This is a genomic window from Bradyrhizobium sp. 63_E2_N1_3, assembly GCF_052076005.1.
Taxonomy (GTDB): domain Bacteria; phylum Pseudomonadota; class Alphaproteobacteria; order Rhizobiales; family Xanthobacteraceae; genus Bradyrhizobium; species Bradyrhizobium barranii.
This window is the reverse complement of the sequence record NZ_CP197235.1, coordinates 2,623,174-2,640,771: the sequence shown is the minus strand read 5'-3', so window position 1 is coordinate 2,640,771 and position 17,598 is coordinate 2,623,174. Positions and strand designations below refer to the sequence as shown.

The window sequence follows — 17,598 nt, the reverse complement described above, 5'->3', positions numbered from 1 at the left end:
TGGCGCGCGAATCTCTTGTAGGGTGAGTAGGTCAGGCGAACTTGATTCGTCTGATGTCCGAGGCAGCTGGCGGCCGACCGGCGTGCGATGAAACGGTTCACGTCATGGCCGCCCGGCTGACGATGCGGTCGGATGCCCTTCCTTTGGATCAGACGGTTGCCCCGCGTTGCCCTCTCCGAGCACGCTGTCGAGCGATCGGACGGCGCGTTCATAAACGGGCCTCGTTGAGGTCGGCTTCGCGGCCAGGCAGCAGGGTTAAGGGAGCGATCACAGCGATACCAAGCTCCGTCCATGCAGACCAAGCCGGTAGACCCAAAGCAGAACACGACTGGTACCCGATCGTCGCGGTGCGCCGACGAAGCAGTGACGATGTCCATCGTGCTCATGTCCGAGACGTCGACTGTCCCGAATCCTGCACGGCTCAAAAGGCGAAGGCGTGCCGTCGGCGAGGATTGATCTAGATCAAGCGTCGCCGGGTTTCACGATTCAGATTCGGCGCAAATGGCTGGAGGGCATGCGCCATGGATACCGTCAGGTGGATGATCTCCACCGCTCCGGAAATCTTCCTGCTGCTTTCCATCGCCATCGGCACGGTGCTGGGCCGAGCCAAGATTCGTGGTTTCTCAATCGGAACGACAGCCTGTATCCTGGTGGTGGCCGTGCTCATCGGTCAGCTCGGAACCTTTACATTCCCGTCGCTGCTGCGCGTGCTTCTGTTCAGCCTGTTCGTGTTCACGATCGGCTACCGGTCCGGCCCCGAATTCTTCGCCTCCTTGAGCATCCGCACCCTGGCGCAGGTCGCCATGGCGCTCGTGCTCGGCGGCACGGGTCTCATCCTCGTTTTGATATTTGCCTTCACGTTCAAGCTCGATCCGGGCACGGCCTCGGGACTTGCCGCCGGTGGGCTGACGCAATCTTCCATCATCGGCACGGCGTCCGGAGCGCTCGCGCAAGTCGGCTTGTCCGGTGATGCTTTGAAGCAGCAAGAAGCAAACATCGCAGCTGGATACGCCGTCACCTATGTCCTCGGCTATATTCTCACGCTCCTTTACGTGCCGTTTGTCGCACCGAAACTGATGCGGATCGATTTGAAGGCGGAGGCGGCGAAGCTGGAGGCGGAGCTTGCCGGCGGCAACCCGCCACAGAGTGAAAATCTGCACTATCGCAAATTCCAGGCGCGCGCCTACCGGGTCTCGGCCGCCGCGGGACGCACGGTCAAGGACGTCGAAGAGGAAATCGGCAGCCGCACTGTCGTCGAGCGAATCGTGCGGCAGGGAGCCGATATCGAGCCGCGCCTCGACAGCATCCTCGAACCCGGCGACGACATCGTCGTCGCCGGGCGAACCGCTGCCCTCGTCGCGGCAAAGCCGGTCATCGGCAAGGAAATCGATGCCGACGAAATCCTGAAGGCAATTCCGGGCAATGTGATCGACGTCCTCGTCGACAGCCGCCATCTCCATGGCCGATCGATCAAGGAGATCGCCGAACGCGTCGGCAACGACGCACGCGGCGTCTATCTCCGCACGCTGACCCGGATGGGCCGCGAGGTCCCGTTGGGCCCGGACACCCGCGTCTATGTCGGGGACGTCATGACGCTCGTCGGCAGCACTCGCAACATCGAGCGTGCCGCCACGAAGGTCGGGCAGATCCTGCGCTCCGGCGACCGCGCCGACATCGCCTTTCTCGCAACCGGCATCGCCGCGGGCCTCCTCGCGGGTCTCGTCAGCCTCAGGGTCGGCGGCATCCCGCTGACCTTGGGCGGCGGCGGCGGCGCGCTGATCGCTGGCCTCGTCTGCGGCTGGATGCGGTCGCGCCGGCCGACCATCGGAGCGTTACCACGCGCGGCACAGCAGACACTGAGCGATCTCGGGCTCGGTGGCTTCATCGCAGCCATCGGGCTCGGCAACGGAGCCGCGGCCTGGGCTGCGATACAGGCGCACGGGGCGTTGCTGGTGGGCATGGGCCTGGTCGTCACGCTGGTGCCGCTGATCGTCGCGACACTGTTTGCGCGCTATGTGTTGCACATGAATCCGGTCATCACCTGCGGGGCGCTGGCCGGCGCCATGACCGTCGATGCTGCGGTGACCGGAGCCTGCGAAGTCGCCGAGAGTCAGACCCCAGTACTCGGCGTCGCAGTGCCCTACGCCATCGGCAACGTCGTCCTGACTGTGCTCGGCCCGATCATCGTGGCGCTCACTTATAACGGCTGACGGAGGCGACGATGCGTACGCAGTTGGCCGCAATCTTCCGACCGCTCTTGACGGCTTTGGTTCTCCTTGCCGCCTTCGGCTTGCCGGCCCTCGCCGAAGACAATGTCCGTCTCCAGCGATCATCACCTTTGCAGCAGGTCGCGGCGGTCGCGTCGACGGCAAGCCCAACAACAACTGCGCGCCGGACAGACTGGTCGAAGCGACCGCGGATTTCGGCCCTACCTCGCGGGTGCCATGCTGTGGTTCTATATCGAGACGTTCTTTGGCCCGGCGTTGTTGAAGCGCATGCATGAGGCTTTCACTGCGGCCGGCGGCAGGGCCGATATCATCTGATGCCGCCCTTCGGCAATGAGGGGCATTTCTTCGTCGGCTCGACCGACACAATTCCGATGTGGTCACCGCTCGTCGAAAAATCCCTCAACGCGCATAAATAGTTACGGAGGGTGGCGCCTGGAGACGCAACCATGATCAACGCCCCTTCAACGCCATGGCCCGGGCACGCTCGCACCTTCCTGTTGATTTTGTTCGCAGCGGCCATTGCCGGACCAGCTTCGGTCCAGAACGCCGCGGCGCAAAAGCAGGCCTCTGAGGCGAAGCCCGCCGAGATCGCCCCTCGCGGGCAGCGCGGAGCCAAAGACATCACCTTCGGAGACTGGCAGAAGCTCTATGTTGATCACTGTTGATCACGCTGATGACGGTGCCGAGGAACTGGACTGCCATCGCGTGCTCCCATGGCGGACTCGGCCATGCTCCTGGTTTCGTCGGTCAGCGATTGTTATCCGGCGAAGGGGATGATGAGACGCCTTGATGCAGATCAAGAGAGCGCGGCGGCCCATAGCCAACATCTCCCCGCTGCGGAGCGCGTTCGGTACGGATCCAGGCAACCGTCAGCTCCCAAGCCACCGACAGAATGATCGGTCCGATGAAGAGGCCGATGATGCCGTGGACGAGGGTTCCCCCGATCACCCCGATCAGGATGACGAGCGCGGGTGTGGTCAGGCCTCGCCCCATGACGAGCGGCTTTAGGATGTTGTCGAGCACAGATACGATCGCGAGAAACACCGTCAGCAGAAGCGCGATCGGGAATTCCTTGTCAGTCCAGATCCAGATAATGACCGGCAGGATGACGATCGTTCCGCCGATCTGCACGATCGACAGCAATAGCACCACGAACGCCAGTAGTCCCGCGCTGGCGATACCGGCCAGCTTGAACCCAATGCCGGCGAGCAAGGATTGGACGATCGCGACGCCGATCACACCCTGCGCGACCGCACGGATGGTGGTACCCGCGAGGTCCAGAAAGTGCTCGCTCTGGTCGGGCACGATCTGTGACAGAAAGTCACGACCCGCGGCCACGAGTTGCGGGCCATATGGAAACACGACGCCAGCCACGACCACGGACAGCAGGAACTTCACGGTCCCCACACCGGCATTGCCGGCAAATCCGAGCAAGGTCGTCGCGAAGGGCTTGAGATACGGCACCACTTCGCGCAGAAGCGAACGCAGATTGGTCGAGGCCTGATCCCAGAGATCGAAGAGCCGAGGCCCGACGAGTGGCCAATCCTTGATCGATTGAGGTGGCGACGGAACCAACACCTCGCCGGCGGTCATTTGGCCGGCAAGATCCCTGATCCCGTCGACTGCGCCCATGCCGAGCCACGTCGCGGGCCCAATGACAACGGCGAGACTGATAAGGGTTAGGATCGCTGCCGCAAGTTTCGGCCGGTCGCCGAGGATTTTGGCAAGGCGCTGAAACACCGGATTAAGCGCGACGGCGAGCACGACACTCCAGGCCAGGATTGGCACGAACGGACGGATCAGGAGCAGTGTCCAGACGATCAGGACCGCGAGCAACCCCAGCCGGATCACAAGCTGGATGACCTCGTCTCCGAAGATGATCTGGCGGAGTGTTCTCACGGACGCGCCTTCAGCCTTGGCCACGCATGTTGCGGGTGAGTGAGCTAGTTCCCCCTCTCGCGCGGAGGTCTTGATCCAGATCAAGCGACCACGACCGGCCGGGAGGCCCTTGGGCGGGATCGGGCAAGTGCGTCGCCCGGCCTCTCGACACCGGAGTCCGCATGTCGGTCACCAGTGCACGAGAGCACTTGCGCGACGGCAGTCCGGTCGAAGTTCGCGCGCTTCGGCCGGAGGACGAGGCCGACATGCTCGCCGCACTAGACCAAGCGAGCCCGCAGTCGTTGCAGCGCCGATTTTTTGCGATGAAGCGCCATTTCTCCGACAAGGAGCGCGCCTTCTTCATGGACGTCGATTTTAAGAATCAAATCGCCTTGGTTGCGCGCGCGGAGGAAGCAGGCCGGAAGGCTGTGGTTGGCGGCCGCCGATATATTGTCTCCGAGCCCGGCCGGGCCGAGATGGCTTTCATGGTGGTCGATGCATGGCAGGGGCGCGGCGTTGGCTCGATGCTAATGCGGCACCTCGTCGACATCACGAGGGAAACGGGACTGAAGGAATTGACGGCGGAAGTCCTGCCCGAGAACACATCAATGTTGAAGGTCTTCGGCAGGTTCGGGTTCAGGTCGGCTGCGGGGCGAGATCCACAGACAGTCCTGGTAGCATGCTTTCCATGGGATTTTGCCCTCCCCCGAGGCCGCACCAAGTTTCCGTTGCAGGGACGCGCGCGCAACCGATCACTCCGCAAGCGCGCGATAAACTGACGCGTGGCCTATCTTGAGGGCCTTTGCAATGGCAGACGGGCCAGCGCCGCTGGCCTTCATTTGCCACTGTGTTCGCCGTATTGGTTGGCGGCTGGATGTTCCGCTACGAGCCAATCGGGCAAGGCTTCGAACACAGAAACCGCTTCACGGGCGCGACCAGTAGAGTTTCCTTGGAATGCTGGACAGATAAAGATTAGGCCGCCACTTGGACATTGCTCCTCCGCGGCCGCCTCAGTTGGCGGCCTTTTCGGTTAGGCGAGACTGGCCGAGCAGTGCGGCCCCGTGTGTATGCCGCCATCGCGATACACGTTACGCGACGCGCTCATCCCGTCCGGCTCGTTGATACGCCATCACGCAAGCTCGGATGGCACCTCGAGTTTGGCCCGCCATTTCCCGGGGTCTACCGGTCGGCAACCAATTGCACCGTTTGACGTCCACCGTTTAGCGCTCTGAGTTTGTTTATGTATTCTTCAGGCTTCAACAAATGGAATGGAGCCTTCAAACCCATAAAACTCGCTATGCGACCGATGAAATTGGTGCAGTTGGTTGTTCCCGCGTTCCACACCGGCGAGGTCGCCTGAAGACGTTTGATGTAAGCAAATACCTTTTTGGCGTCAGCCTCATTCAAGTAGACTCGATAGCTGGCTGTCAAATATTGCTCATCGAGGTCGCCGTAGCTCGCGCCCGTTTCAGAAGGCACAAACATGAGATGTCCCAATACGTACGGCAGTGTGTCGCCTGCTGGATGCAGGCCGGCAACTTCGACCGCCCTTTGGCTCGTCTTGCCGTACCAGACAAATGCGTGTCCGTAGGATGCAGCAGTGCGGGCACGAAAATCAACGTAGTAGGGTCCTTTAACTGAAGATACCCGGGCCGGCTTTGCATCCGACGTGGCTGGCGGGCTGCCTGGCGCAGCTGCGGCCGTTTTCGTAGCGGAGTTGATTGAGGTCTTGGGGGAAGTGTCCGGTCGCTGCTGAACATCAGCACGCGCCGCGAGTTGCTGTGCACTAGCGCTTCCCACGGAAGCCGCAAAGATTGCGACTCCGACAATAAATCGCAGATCGCGGTATTCCCAGATCACCCTTGCCACGTTCAACCCTTCTTGGGCCCAACACAGCCCAAGCTAAACATTACTGGAGGTGAACGCCTCCGGCCCCGACGGGCCGAAGGCGCTTCAATCTTCGGGATTAGCCCTTGGTGACTAACGGAGCTGGCGCCGGAGCCTTGCCGATCGGGTATTTGCCGACTGGAGTTTTGCCGACGGGATATTTACCAACCGGCGCGGTCTGGACGACGGGCTGCGGACGAGGCAGATCCGCGGCAACTGCCGCTCCCACCAAAGCCAAAGACGCAGCACCCGCAATTACGAATTTCAGCATCAATCTCCCCTGAAGTTGCCCACTACCCCTTACCGAATCTGACCCTAGCCGGACGCTCTACCCACACAACAAATAGATGCCGGTGCGGACAGTCGCGCGATCCCTTTTTTGGCGAATGTTGCAGAAGGGGCACTCTACGTGAAGGGCGGCGCCGCCGTGACGCGCAAATCGATTCGATATATTCAACAACATCACCGGGGTCGGCCTGGCATCGGCAGGCCACACACGCTGGGGCGGCGCCCTCGGTGTCGGCTGGGAGTACGGCTTCACGCCCAACTGGTCGCTCGGTATCGAATACGACCATCTCTGGATGGGGCGTCATAATGCCAGCTTCGCAGGCGTGGTTACTCCCGGAGGGTTCATCCTCACCGGCAGCGGGGTCAGCCAAGATGTTGACATGGTCACGCTTCGGTTGAATTATCGCTTCGGTGGATACGGCGCACCGGTCGCGGCCAGATACTGATCTCACCCACCTTCGCAAACCAAAGCCCAGGCTCGCCGGGGCTTTTTTGTAGTTATGAATTTTCTGGCCTTTGCTACCTTGCGGTGGCCGCGTGCCGTTCTCTTCCAGTCTACCCCCCGGCCGGCTCAACCGGTCGACGCAACACAGGCATTAAATCTCTCTGCTGGCGTTTCAAATTGCAAGGTCTCACGTGGTCGTTCGTTTAGCTGACGAGCCACTTTGTTCAGATGGGCTTGCGAATGCACCGACAAGTCGGTGCCCTTTGGAAAGTACTGTCTGAGCAGGCCATTGGTATTCTCGTTCGACCCGCGCTGCCACGGGCTTTGCGGGTCGCAAAAATAGACATCGATGTTGGTCGCCATCGTAAAGCGCCGATGATCCGTCAGTTCCTTGCCCCGGTCCCAGGTCAGGGACTTATACAGCTCTTTAGGTAGCTTCTTCGCCTGCTTGATGAGCGCGTTGACTACAGTCCGGGTGTCCTTGCCTGCCACCCTGGCCAACATCACGTAACGCGTTTGACGCTCGACCAAGGTCGCGATGTAGGTGTTGTTCGGCCCGGACAACAGATCGCCCTCCCAATGGCCAGGCACAGCCCTATCTTCAACCGCAGCCGGTCGCTGACGGATTGAGACGGCATCCTTCATGTGTCCCCGTCTATCGCCATTCGGATCAACCGGCCTAGAGCGGCGCATCGAACGCCTCGATCGAAGATGACTAAGCAGCTCTTTCTTGAGCACGCCACGCGCTTGGACAAACAGGCTGCGGTAGATGGTCTCGTGTGACACCTGATTACACTCGTCTTCAGGATACGTTCTCTTCAGCCAACCGGCTATCTGCTCGGGTGACCAATCTAATCTGAGCTTCCTTGCCGCTGCCTGCCGAAGCCGCGGATTGGTCGCCAGCTTACAACATTTTGGACGACGGGATCGTGCCCAGGCATTCTCGTCCGCAAGTGTCGCCCGGTAGCGGTCATAGCCGCCATTGCGGCTCATTTCCCGGCTCACCGTCGATGGGGAGCGGCCAAGTAATTTGGCGATCGACCGGGCCGATTGATGTGCCGTAACGCCTCTGGAAATCACCTCGCGTTCCGCAAGCGTCAATGCCAGCCTGGAGCGACGCCGCTCCGCAGGACGAAACCCTCCATGCGGAGCAACTAGAAAATAGATCGACGATGACTGCTTACCAAAAGCTCGCCCGATCGCCTTCAGTGACTCCCCGCGCTTCCACCGGTCCCATAACTCCGTCTTTTCTGCCGCAGTGAAACCTCTATGAAATCTCCGTTCCATCCAACACTCCATCTTTTCCTCTAAGATAAAGTGTTGCGTCGATCAGTTGAGATCGCCCCGGCGAACGGACATAGTCAGACCGCCCCGGCATGTCTCACACGGGTTTCTTGGAGTGTTCTTGCCACGCAACTCCGCGGATGAGAGAAAGCAGGCCGAAGCCGCTATGGTCTGGAGTTGGCCCCGACCGTTCACGACTAAGCCAGTGGCTGGAAAACTGGTGCGGCTTGCCGGTGTCCGGTAGCCCGGCGCTGGCGGCGCGCTGTAGGGCCTTCTAATGGCCTCACCCTTGACGCCTGTTCTGTGTCGTCGTGGCGACGGATGCCTAGCACAGCGAAATGACGCGACGTGCCAACTCTACGAACCCACAGACCAAGAAAAAGGACGTGGTGTGGCTCGCGCTCAACAGTCGCGCGCCATCCGCTTCAACGAACACCTGACCGGCGGCGGCCCGACGATCTTCAAGCACTTCTGCCAGATGGGGCTGGAAGGGATCGTGTCGAAGCGGACGGCGGACTATCGAAGACGTGGCTCAAGTCGAAGAACTCGGCGAGCGAGGCGGTGCGCCGGGAGCGCGTGGAGGATGGCGTTAGTCTCGGCGCACCCCGGCCTTCATAATTCTGCCCAAATGGAAAACCCGACGAAGGCGAGTACAGCCACGCTGAGAACGATAATCGCAATCGCCCCCACTTCGATAATGGAAAGCCGTCTTGCCATGCGCCAATTTTTTCGGCAGTCGAGCGACAGCGTTGATCTGGATCACGTGCGGCGACCATCACACCCAGCAGCCGCTCCATCAGCGGCTTCGGGCAACCTTGATTGCAGAATGCCGCTAGTGACAGTTTCGGGTCGTCTCAGCCTTCGTGGTTGCACCGCTTAAGCCATCGGCGCGCTAGCAAGTCATTCCGGTCGCACATCTGCGGACGGCTCGACGGGTATGGCGGACGGTGGTTCTTGCGACGCACACACCGTTAACTCGTGTCCTACCCGCGCCGCAGGCAGCAGCGACTTCAGTGATCATGCCGTTGGGCGGAGGAGTAATCGGCGCAGGTGTCATGGCTTGCGCCGATACTGCGACCGATAAGGCGAAGCCGGCAATAGCAATCAACCTGATCATTCTGCACCTCCCTTAACCGTCCAAACATCCCGACCTCTCACGGCAGGGGATGGGTCCGGCTCTCGTGTGAAAGCATGCGAGCTTCCGGCGCTGGCCGTTGGAAGGCTTGAGATAGATCAAGGTCTTTCTCCGTTTAAAATGGCGCATATTACCGCGGTGATAGGTAAACTCCGGGTAGGCGTATGGGGCGCTATATCGACGAAATCCTACAGCCTGGCGAAAGGGTGCTGTATTCGACCAACGAACACTGGGTGTACTTTCTGCCTGCAATCGGGGCGTGGATCGCGGCGGTCGCATTTCTGGTGCTGTGGCGCTTGGTCGCCGTCGACGCGCTGACGTTGGTTTACTTGGTATTGGCGGCGGTCGCTGGGCTTGCGGCCTTGTACTGGACGGCGACGGCTTGGTTCCACCGCTGGACCACCGAGACCGACGTTACCAACATGCGGGTCGTCCACAAGGCCGGTTTCATTAAGAGGCGGACCTTTGAGATGCGCCTCGACAAGGTTGAGAGCGTCGATGTCAATCAAAGCGTTCTTGGCCGCCTTTTGAACTATGGCGACCTCACCATTCAGGGCGTCGGCGAGGGTACGCAAACCATTTCCACCGTTAGTTCGCCTCTCGCGTTTCGCAGCGCCATCACGACAAGACCGGTTGGCACGTAAATCGCGGCATGGTTTGACAGCCGCCGCCCCAACAACGCCCCCGGAGCCCCCCCCCGCGCTGGCGATTTTGCGGCGGCGCTCGCGGGGGATCCGGTGGCGCTGCGGCTCTGGCTTGACCGGATTACCCTGCCCCAAAGATCAACTCGTGGCGTTCGCGCTGCCGCCCATCAATCATCGTCAGCTTTCCGCGCGGAAACCCATCTTCGCCCCTCATTTGGCGAGCAAGCCCGAGGTGGCGCCCGCTGCAGCGTTGAACCACCACAGCCGTAGCCCCAGCCACTCGCGCGAATGTGAATTGATCTGAAGCAATGGGCTTTGTCTGGCTTCGATACGCTGATGCGATGGAGTCGATCCGTAAGGAAATTCTGATGCGCATTCCAACTTTGGCGATTTGGGCAACGATCTCGGTTTTGGCGGCCGCGCCAACTCAGGCCCAAACATATGGCGGGAATGCTCCGATCTGCCTACAACGTTGGTACTGGGGCGGAGGCGAAACTTTCTACTGCGGCTATAGCTCGATGGCGCAGTGCCACGCCAATGCATCGGGCCTCTCCGCCATGTGCGTTACCAATCCATATTTTGCAAACGCACAAGTGCCACGGGAACCAGCCTATCGGCAGCCTCGTCGCGCCTACTAGATCGGACAGGGGCGCGACGACTCGGGTTGAGATGGCTGACGCCTCTGGAGAGCCCGCCCCTCGATCCGATCTCGCACGAGCCGCATACGCTGGCGCTGAAGCGAAAATCCGCTGATTGGAGGCCTGCGGCGCTGTAGGTGCATCGATCTGCGACAACCAAACGACTGCACGGGTATGAAATCCGGACAATTCTTGATCTTCAGTGTGACCGCGGCCGTAAAGAGGCCAAACGGACCCAGCGTCCTTTGGCAGTCATCTCACTGTTGTCAGCGTCGGCTACACGACCGACATGAGCTACGATCCATCCACGATAGCCACATTGCGCCGCGCGTTGGACGAGGTGCTGCTTGACGCCCGTTTCCATCAGCGGAAGTCGGCTTCGGCGCTTGAAATTGCTGAACATCTTCTGGCGCGTGCGGCGGACGGAGAACGGGACCTAGAGCGCCTGAAATGCTCGGCTTTCAAGAAATTAATCGGCGATGCCGCGCGCTTGCCGAGCTGGACTGCGTAGCGATCTCAAGACTCTTGCGGGCAGCTCTTGGGGATCGGTAAGGTCGATCGACGGCAACTTTCACTTGACGGCCTTAGTTCTCCTTCGGCGCCACGCGCCACGATCCTCAGCGCGTCATCCGGCAGCGGACGTTGCTCGGAGAAGCTGTTAGCCGGGACAAGGCGGCGGTTCTCCGGCTTCAGGCAGCCTGGCCAGTGCGGTGACGGCATTGCGGATGTTGGTGACCGGTGGCCCGCCGAACTTTGGTGGCGGCGGCATGCCCCAGCGCATCATGGCCAGCTCGCGGCCGGTGTCAGTGTTGCCGGGTAACCCGGAAACACGACCGGCATCGGTGCGAGGTTGCCGGCATAGCGGTTGACGACGCGAAACAGCGCGATGATCGCGGCTTGGTTGGTTGTGATGCTGTAGCGGTTTCACGTGCGCTTTGCGGACTACCGCTTCTTAAAGTCCGTTAGCTTGCGCATGTAGTAACCCTGTCTCTGAACGGCGAGCTTAATGTCCTCGCTGACGCTCGCTACTTCTAGCGCAATGCCCACCCGGCGGTGAGGCAGAATTCTTTCAGCATGGGGCAAGCCAGTAATGGAGCAAGTTCATGAAAAAGATGCATCTAACAAAACTTGCAATTGCGGGCTCAACTGTCGCATGCGCGGCACTGTTCTCGTTTAGCTGGTCTGAACAACGCGGTGTCTCTATGTCAGTCGAGAGTGCCCAAGCACGGGTCGGTCGACCACTGACCCCAATGAGCGTTGCAGGTGTTGCTCGCCTGCAAGACCGACGGGCTGCGTACCGGTATGGAGCCGAGGTAGTCGGCGCTGGCGTCGCCGGCGCGGCCGCCGTCGGCGGCGCTGCTGCTGTGGCGGCTACATCTCCCAACTGGGGATGGGGAGGCGGCCCTTACTACACAGGCGGAGCTCGGGCAGCCAACGCCTACTATGCGGCGTCCACGGCCAGCTCCAGCAATGGCTGGTACATAACTCCTACCGGCATGGCCTGCACATCGGGGACTTTGGTCGCAGGCACCAACGGTTTGCCGTTCCGCTGCCCGTAAAACACACGCGAAAGCCGGTGAAGCGGGCATCGACTTCGGCGCGTCAGCATACCAGCGACGTTATGGCACCCTGATCTGCTGCAGACTAGCGGAATTGATCGCACGCCCGGCACACCGAGTCAGCAAGGAGACGACTAGGAGGCGGTCCAAACGGCTGCCTCCTGATCAAACTCTTTCTGATTCTGCACGCGGATTGATCTTTCCTTTCAAAGGGCACCAACGGAGGGTGACGGTGATCAGGTTATTGGCTGTCCATCGCGATATCGATGCAGGTGATGCCACGTGCGGCGATTCAACCAGACGGCTTCATCACGCATTGGAAAATAGATGACAGCAATTTGGTGGCCTGCTCCTGAAGCCGAGAAGTCCCTCGAAACGAAGACGCTCCATGGCCGAAAAGTTGTGTTGAATGCCACCGCGGGCCACGATGTTGGTTTATGCACCAAGGCTAGGGGCCCGCCGGCAAATCCTCTATCGACGCACTCCGACGCGATTAACGCCGCCATTGGCATTACCGCCGACGTTATGACGGACTGCAGCGCGCGCAACGGGCCGTGGCCGGAGGGCAACGCCAGCCCGGGCAACGCAACCCACCGGATAGTCGACGTACTGGCAATACACGATCGCGCGGGCCGGTGATGGAGCAAGCGTGGCCCCTGCAAGTCCCAGAAGTGCGCTGGCAGCGATTCCTGTAACCGTCACTGACTTGATCGAAAGTCGCATCTTAGCCTTCATGATGTCCTCCTAAGGGTAGCAGAAGCCGCATTCCTACGGCTTACGATAGCGTGTGCCCGGACACATGAGCGACATTGACGTACATCAAGGGTGAACTGGGCTGTGCGTTAACTCCGTCGAACATCCTCCTTGTTCCCTACCGCCCGTCGCCTGGTTTACTGACAGCACCAACCGCTATCTTGATTCAGATCAACCAGCTTCATGATACCCGCACCAAAACAAGAAAACGACTGGGCTAGGGCAGTTAGTTGGTGCGTGCGATGACGCCGACTTGGTATGTCACCTTCGAGGTTCGTAAACGCGGCACGCTGCCGAAGCAGCGGAGCCCTCGGGAAACAAGGACCTTCGCTACGGACGCAGAGGCCAAGGCATTCGTTCGTGCAAAGCTCGACGAAGGTCTCGTTGTATTTGCGGGCACGATCAATCCGCACGTCCCCAGGCAACTCATTCCGTCGCCCCGCATCCAAGCTTGGCTTGTCGATGAACAATAGAACGCTGAGCGAGATCCAGGTCCCGACGCGGAATAAGCACGTTCCCGTGCACATACACCGCTCTCAAGTGTTGCCATTTTATTACGGGCTTAGGTCTCATCGCTTTAGACTTGTGGACGTCGGGCACTTCATAAGAGCTCGCGTTCTCTGAACGAAAGAGCTCTGAGCATGGGGATATGGACGATGAAAAGGCTTTCGATGACTCCGCTCAGTCTCGCAGCGCTGAGCATGACGGCGCCTGCCATGGCCGCCGATATGGCCGTCAAGGCGGCGCCGCCGGCACCGGTGGTGGCGATCTACAACTGGAGCGGATTCTACATTGGCGCCAACGGAGGCTGGGGGCAGAGCCATGGTTGCGTGGATTTCCTGACGCCCGCCGGGACAGTCGCAGGTGGTTGCGCTGATCGTTCGGGCGGCCTTGTTGGCGGGCAGATCGGGTACCGCTGGCAAACGAACCAGTCTGTGCTCGGCTTGGAGGCGCAGGGCGACTGGGCCGAGATCAAGAACACACGCGTCAGCTTGATCGATCCATTGATCTCAACCACAGGCAAGATTGATGGCATTGGGCTGTTCACGGCTCAATTCGGATGGGCATGGAAAGCGTCGCTGTTCTATGTGAAGGGTGGCGCTGCGGTGACGCGCAATCGCTTTGATGTCTTCAACAACCTCACCGGAGTCGGCCTGACTCCGCAGGTCACACGCGCTGGGGCGGTGCCCTCGGTGTCGGCTGGGAATACGGTTTCTCGCCGAATTGGTCGTTCGGCATCGAATACGACCATCTCTGGATGGGGCGTGACAACACGTCCTTCGCGGGCGTGGTCACGCCAGGGGGCATCACCCTTCTCGGCAACGGGGTCAGTCAGGATGTGGACATGGTCACACTTCGGTTGAACTATCGTTTCGGCGGTTATTCGGCACCGGTCACCGCTCGCTATTGAACCGTACTTCCGCGCAGATTAGAGGTCCCGGCATGGCACCGGGGCCGCTCAATTAGGAACGGCAAAGGGTCTTCGCTTCGACCCGGCTGTCAATTCTGACGATCGAAGCCGGCGAGTTGCTGCCGGTCCAACAGTACGATCTGGCGGTGGGTGGCACCGATGAAGCCGAGGATGCCAAGCTTGCGCAGATGCGATAACGCCCGCGAAACGGTTTCCAGCTTGAGTCCAAGGTAGTCCGCGATATCACGCCGTGACATTGGCAGTGCCAAAATGCCGGCGTCGGTGAGCCGCTCGTCCATCTCAAGGATGAAGGCCGCGACGCGCTCGATCGAAGTTTTGCGTCCAAGGAGCAGCATATGGTCTTCCGCATGCTTCAGATTGCTGGTGGTCATGCGGAGCAGATGCTTGGCCAGCGCGCCATCACTGCCGGAAATTACATCGAGATTCTGTCGCCGAATGAGGCGAACCGTCGTGTCCACGACGGCTTCTGCCGTAGAACGGTGCAGGCTTCCATTCTCCAGTCCGAAGATATCGCCGGAAACGTAAAAGGCGCCGATTTGCCGGCGGCCATCACGAAGCAGCTTGTAGCTTCGTACCGCGCCTGACTTGACCTGATAGACATAATCGGCGGGTTCCTTTTCGCCGTAGATCTTGTTGCACTTCCGATAGGTAAGTTGGCTCAGGCTGACGATCGGATTGGTTTCGGTCGGTATCCCCAGTTCGCAAAGGGAGTGCGGATGAGGCACCGACACTGAGGTGATATGCATCAGCATTGGACCCATTCCTTAATCTTGTGATGATGGGCCTGGTAACCGTGCAATTCCGGTGCCGGGTTAGGGGCGTGCATGGTGACAAGATTTTCAGGGATAGTGCATTCTCGGTATTGTCCTAAAGTTCATTGCACCAAAGAACAACAATGCCCGAATTTGGATCTGTTTGGTTGCGGCGCTGCGGCGCAGAAATCTGCCATCGGTCTGCAGCTTAAGACCGGCGCTACGGTGATTGTTGGTGGACGTGTTCAATTTGCTCCCCGACGCTTCCCCAATCCGAGAGCCTGAACACGCCGGTCGCGGCCGCCTGCGGAGTGGGCAGAACGCGGATCAACGGCGTCTGCGTTGCAAGGACGACGATCCGCCAAACCCGGCGTGCAGTGCGCAGGTGTCTCCGTTGGCAGGGAAATGTCTGTGCGATGTACGAATAGGAGCCGCGAGACTCGGCGTTTGGATCTTATCCGGACGCCGATCACCAGGTTCTGAAGCCGAACCAGCCGAACTGTCCTTGTCGTGCCGCCAGAAGCATCTGCGGCTGGACGTTTCGCCTCGGTCGAGCCGCAACATGCAACATCTTGCGTTGTCGCTTGCGATCGACGGTTTCAGGCGGGCGTGTATCCTGTTTCGGCAGCATCGCGAAAGAATTCGCCACCGCCGGGCTCAGTGGGACGGTAACGGGCGGTTCGGCCACATCCGATGAAGTTGCGACCTCGGTCGCCTCGGCCACGGGCGCAGCGGCGACGATCACCGGCGACTGGGTATCGAAGACAATACGCTCGGGCCATTTGCGATCTGAGTGGATAAGTATGGCCGGCCGGTCCGTAGCCGCCTGATCGACGGTCGGGGCCCTCGGCAGCCAATAATTTGCAACAAAGAGCAGTGCGAGCAACACTGCTCCGACCTTCCAGAAATATGCCGCCAGTGGCATGCCGGTCGCTCCGGTGCGCCCCGAAACATTGACCTGGGCTCTACGTCGTCTGTTACCTGCAGCAAGATGGCCACGAGCTGCTTGATATAGATCAAGCGCGTTCGATCGCTCGCGAACGCGCTCTAACTGCAGCCGGTAATGCGCGCAACTGCCTTCATGTACTTGAGATCAAGTGCGGCGTCACCTCCGTCTGACCGATAGTTGCGAGCGGTCAGGCGATCCGAATTCAAGCAGGTCTCAAGATCGAACCTGATATGCGAGCACCATCCCAGGGCGCTCTTCTCTGCCTCTTCCTTGGAGGGGCCAAACCCCACAAAGGTCTGAACGTGCCCGGCCTCGCCGTCGGCCCTCGATACGAGATTGATTTCTGAGATGTAAAAGGACGAACACTGGGCGGCGCTGGTTCCCTGATTTAGATCAACGTAACCGCGCAGTGCGTCACCATTGTGGAGTGGGGCAACTCGCCTAGGAGATGGCCGATGTTGAAAATAGTAGTTGCCGGAACAACCGCACTCTTCCTTGCTGCATCCCCGATTGCCAACGCGCAAACCTCGCAAACCTCTTCTGCGACTCCGGAACGGTTAAATGCAGCCGACCGGAATACGCTGACGGACATGAGGATTGATCTGGTAAAGGCCGCGTTGCAGCTGACACCTGACCAGGAGAAATACTGGCCCGCTGTAGAGAGCGCCATTCGTGCCAGGGCGGAGGACCGGAAAGCCCGCCTTGCAAAAATCGGAGAAACAGTGGGTAGACGGGCCGACGAAAACCGTGTCGAAGCCCTGCGCAATCGTGACCCTATCACCTTCTTGCAGCGGCGCTCGGAAGCATTGGCTCAACGATCAGCCGATTTGGATAAACTCGCCGAGGCGTGGCAGCCACTCTACAAAACGCTTAATCCCGAACAGAGGCAGCGCATGGCGGCCATCGCGATTCTGGTACTCCACGATATGAGTGATGCCGTAGACCGGCGCCGTGCGCTGTCCGAGGACGAGGACTGAGCCAAAGCAGTTCAATTCGAACCTAATGCATAATGGTCGGAGCATACGCAGCTAACTGACTGTATGCCTAGACGATGTTTGCTAAGGGTCTTGGCTGTAGAAGCACACTTTTGTAGATGAGCCGATAGCAAGCCAAGACCGGCTCGGCCTCAGGCCGCGATCACATAGATCAGCGGCTTGATCCCGACGATGTTGATGACCCGTGTCAGGCCAGAACCGAGAGTGCCATCTCGGCGGCTACTTTTGGGAGCGTTCTAGTGAGGAAGTGGGTCCCTCCCATGCGTGCATTCATCGTGCCGAACGGATGCTCGACTGTCTCGCGACGTTGGCGCATAGCGAGCGGGTTCAGGCATTCAGGCAATAGTGTCCATTGCCCACGATCCGCCTGCTCAACGAAGCGCCTCTCTGCTTCCCCCGCAGAATCACGAGAGAATCATGGCAAAGCAGCAGCGTTTCCACACAGCCAGGGTCACGAGCCGCAATACTTGCGGTGAGCAAAATCAAGTCGGCTCTGCCGCCAACAGCAGACCTCAGCAAGACCTCCCACACTTGTCGCGATGACCCAGGAAAAGACCTCGCTCCGGCAAAGAAAACCGAATATCTCCAGCGCAAGCAACTCTTGGTCGAGCCGAGACTGCGTCATCGCCGTAATACAAATATCCCCCGCTGTTACCATTCTGTCACGGATTTCGACGCTGCTTGTGCCCTAGTATTGAATGCCGTCTAACTTGGGGCCCCGCGGTTCGCGG

General features: G+C 59.9%; 14 protein-coding genes and 5 pseudogenes. 11 read left to right on the top strand and 8 right to left on the bottom strand.

Features of this window, described 5'->3' with window-relative positions; all coding sequences use genetic code 11:
- Positions 1-521 precede the first annotated feature (521 nt).
- From AB7531_RS12175 to AB7531_RS12165, 3 genes and pseudogenes are all read left to right on the top strand, one after another.
- A complete protein-coding gene (locus AB7531_RS12175) occupies positions 522-2,210 on the top strand; it encodes an aspartate:alanine exchanger family transporter (protein ID WP_063981895.1) in 1,689 nt (562 codons plus the stop codon).
- A 115-nt stretch (positions 2,211-2,325) separates the two neighbouring features.
- Positions 2,326-2,644: pseudogene (locus AB7531_RS12170) on the top strand (dienelactone hydrolase); the annotation flags it as partial.
- Positions 2,645-2,674: 30 nt separating this feature from the next.
- The gene (locus AB7531_RS12165) at positions 2,675-2,893 is read left to right on the top strand and encodes a hypothetical protein (protein WP_187387978.1); all 219 of its coding nucleotides are present in this window, start codon (positions 2,675-2,677) and stop codon (positions 2,891-2,893) included.
- A gap of 82 nt (positions 2,894-2,975) precedes the next feature.
- On the opposite strand, the gene AB7531_RS12160 is transcribed toward AB7531_RS12165, so the two are convergent.
- Positions 2,976-4,127, bottom strand: a complete 1,152-nt coding sequence (locus AB7531_RS12160; RefSeq protein WP_084795347.1) for an AI-2E family transporter — start codon at positions 4,125-4,127, stop codon at positions 2,976-2,978.
- A gap of 161 nt (positions 4,128-4,288) precedes the next feature.
- Between AB7531_RS12160 and AB7531_RS12155 the strand changes: the two genes are divergently transcribed.
- Positions 4,289-4,885: a GNAT family N-acetyltransferase gene (locus AB7531_RS12155; RefSeq protein ID WP_084795028.1), complete on the top strand. Its 597-nt coding sequence runs from the start codon at positions 4,289-4,291 to the stop codon at positions 4,883-4,885.
- A gap of 400 nt (positions 4,886-5,285) precedes the next feature.
- Here AB7531_RS12155 and AB7531_RS12150 read toward each other — a convergent pair whose 3' ends face one another.
- Positions 5,286-5,906, bottom strand: a complete 621-nt coding sequence (locus tag AB7531_RS12150) for a hypothetical protein (RefSeq protein WP_371498122.1) — start codon at positions 5,904-5,906, stop codon at positions 5,286-5,288.
- 166 nt (positions 5,907-6,072) lie between these two features.
- On the bottom strand, positions 6,073-6,264 hold the full coding sequence (locus AB7531_RS12145) for a hypothetical protein (protein ID WP_080586686.1): 192 nt from the start codon (positions 6,262-6,264) through the stop codon (positions 6,073-6,075).
- 135 nt (positions 6,265-6,399) lie between these two features.
- Between AB7531_RS12145 and AB7531_RS12140 the strand changes: the two are divergent.
- Positions 6,400-6,727: pseudogene (locus tag AB7531_RS12140) on the top strand (outer membrane protein); the annotation flags it as partial.
- Between the two features lie 125 nt (positions 6,728-6,852).
- Here the strand turns inward: AB7531_RS12140 and AB7531_RS12135 are convergent.
- Positions 6,853-8,013, bottom strand: coding sequence for an IS30 family transposase (locus tag AB7531_RS12135; RefSeq protein ID WP_063986193.1), 1,161 nt, complete (start codon positions 8,011-8,013; stop codon positions 6,853-6,855).
- 1,296 nt (positions 8,014-9,309) lie between these two features.
- Between AB7531_RS12135 and AB7531_RS12130 the strand changes: the two genes are divergently transcribed.
- The 3 genes from AB7531_RS12130 to AB7531_RS12120 all read left to right on the top strand — a co-directional run bounded on the left by AB7531_RS12130 (position 9,310) and on the right by AB7531_RS12120 (position 10,938).
- Complete coding sequence (locus AB7531_RS12130; RefSeq protein ID WP_231142771.1) at positions 9,310-9,789, top strand: PH domain-containing protein; 480 nt, start codon at positions 9,310-9,312, stop codon at positions 9,787-9,789.
- A 308-nt stretch (positions 9,790-10,097) separates the two neighbouring features.
- The gene (locus tag AB7531_RS12125; protein WP_346283407.1) at positions 10,098-10,427 is read left to right on the top strand and encodes a DUF3551 domain-containing protein; all 330 of its coding nucleotides are present in this window, start codon (positions 10,098-10,100) and stop codon (positions 10,425-10,427) included.
- 289 nt (positions 10,428-10,716) lie between these two features.
- Positions 10,717-10,938, top strand: coding sequence for a hypothetical protein (locus tag AB7531_RS12120; protein WP_038946060.1), 222 nt, complete (start codon positions 10,717-10,719; stop codon positions 10,936-10,938).
- A 116-nt stretch (positions 10,939-11,054) separates the two neighbouring features.
- Here AB7531_RS12120 and AB7531_RS12115 read toward each other — a convergent pair.
- Positions 11,055-11,267 (bottom strand): annotated as a pseudogene (locus AB7531_RS12115) (SOS response-associated peptidase); the annotation flags it as partial.
- 263 nt (positions 11,268-11,530) lie between these two features.
- On the opposite strand from AB7531_RS12115, the pseudogene AB7531_RS12110 reads away from it, so the two are divergent.
- A pseudogene (locus AB7531_RS12110) lies at positions 11,531-11,717 on the top strand (hypothetical protein); the annotation flags it as partial.
- A 740-nt stretch (positions 11,718-12,457) separates the two neighbouring features.
- Here the strand turns inward: AB7531_RS12110 and AB7531_RS12105 are convergent.
- On the bottom strand, positions 12,458-12,721 hold the full coding sequence (locus AB7531_RS12105) for a hypothetical protein (protein ID WP_085398219.1): 264 nt from the start codon (positions 12,719-12,721) through the stop codon (positions 12,458-12,460).
- A 674-nt stretch (positions 12,722-13,395) separates the two neighbouring features.
- On the opposite strand from AB7531_RS12105, the pseudogene AB7531_RS12100 reads away from it, so the two are divergent.
- Positions 13,396-14,150 (top strand): annotated as a pseudogene (locus tag AB7531_RS12100) (outer membrane protein).
- A gap of 89 nt (positions 14,151-14,239) precedes the next feature.
- On the opposite strand, the gene AB7531_RS12095 reads toward AB7531_RS12100, so the two are convergent.
- Both AB7531_RS12095 and AB7531_RS12090 read right to left on the bottom strand, forming a co-directional pair.
- Positions 14,240-14,923, bottom strand: coding sequence for a helix-turn-helix domain-containing protein (locus tag AB7531_RS12095; protein WP_038945731.1), 684 nt, complete (start codon positions 14,921-14,923; stop codon positions 14,240-14,242).
- Positions 14,924-15,392: 469 nt separating this feature from the next.
- Positions 15,393-15,848, bottom strand: a complete 456-nt coding sequence (locus AB7531_RS12090) for a hypothetical protein (protein WP_231142776.1) — start codon at positions 15,846-15,848, stop codon at positions 15,393-15,395.
- Positions 15,849-16,327: 479 nt separating this feature from the next.
- On the opposite strand from AB7531_RS12090, the gene AB7531_RS12085 reads away from it, so the two are divergent.
- Positions 16,328-16,849, top strand: coding sequence for a Spy/CpxP family protein refolding chaperone (locus tag AB7531_RS12085; RefSeq protein WP_038945733.1), 522 nt, complete (start codon positions 16,328-16,330; stop codon positions 16,847-16,849).
- The last annotated feature ends 749 nt before the right edge of the window (positions 16,850-17,598 follow it).

Excerpts from the sequence above, each read along its gene's own strand:
- AB7531_RS12175 (WP_063981895.1), top strand. The coding sequence starts at position 522 with ATGGATACCGTCAGGTGGATGATCTCCACCGCTCCGGAAATCTTCCTG.
- AB7531_RS12165 (WP_187387978.1), top strand. The coding sequence starts at position 2,675 with ATGATCAACGCCCCTTCAACGCCATGGCCCGGGCACGCTCGCACCTTC.
- AB7531_RS12155 (WP_084795028.1), top strand. The coding sequence starts at position 4,289 with ATGTCGGTCACCAGTGCACGAGAGCACTTGCGCGACGGCAGTCCGGTC.
- AB7531_RS12145 (WP_080586686.1), bottom strand. The coding sequence starts at position 6,264 with ATGCTGAAATTCGTAATTGCGGGTGCTGCGTCTTTGGCTTTGGTGGGA.
- AB7531_RS12135 (WP_063986193.1), bottom strand. The coding sequence starts at position 8,013 with ATGGAACGGAGATTTCATAGAGGTTTCACTGCGGCAGAAAAGACGGAG.
- AB7531_RS12130 (WP_231142771.1), top strand. The coding sequence starts at position 9,310 with ATGGGGCGCTATATCGACGAAATCCTACAGCCTGGCGAAAGGGTGCTG.
- AB7531_RS12125 (WP_346283407.1), top strand. The coding sequence starts at position 10,098 with ATGGGCTTTGTCTGGCTTCGATACGCTGATGCGATGGAGTCGATCCGT.
- AB7531_RS12120 (WP_038946060.1), top strand. The coding sequence starts at position 10,717 with ATGAGCTACGATCCATCCACGATAGCCACATTGCGCCGCGCGTTGGAC.
- AB7531_RS12105 (WP_085398219.1), bottom strand. The coding sequence starts at position 12,721 with ATGAAGGCTAAGATGCGACTTTCGATCAAGTCAGTGACGGTTACAGGA.
- AB7531_RS12095 (WP_038945731.1), bottom strand. The coding sequence starts at position 14,923 with ATGCTGATGCATATCACCTCAGTGTCGGTGCCTCATCCGCACTCCCTT.
- AB7531_RS12090 (WP_231142776.1), bottom strand. The coding sequence starts at position 15,848 with ATGCCACTGGCGGCATATTTCTGGAAGGTCGGAGCAGTGTTGCTCGCA.
- AB7531_RS12085 (WP_038945733.1), top strand. The coding sequence starts at position 16,328 with ATGTTGAAAATAGTAGTTGCCGGAACAACCGCACTCTTCCTTGCTGCA.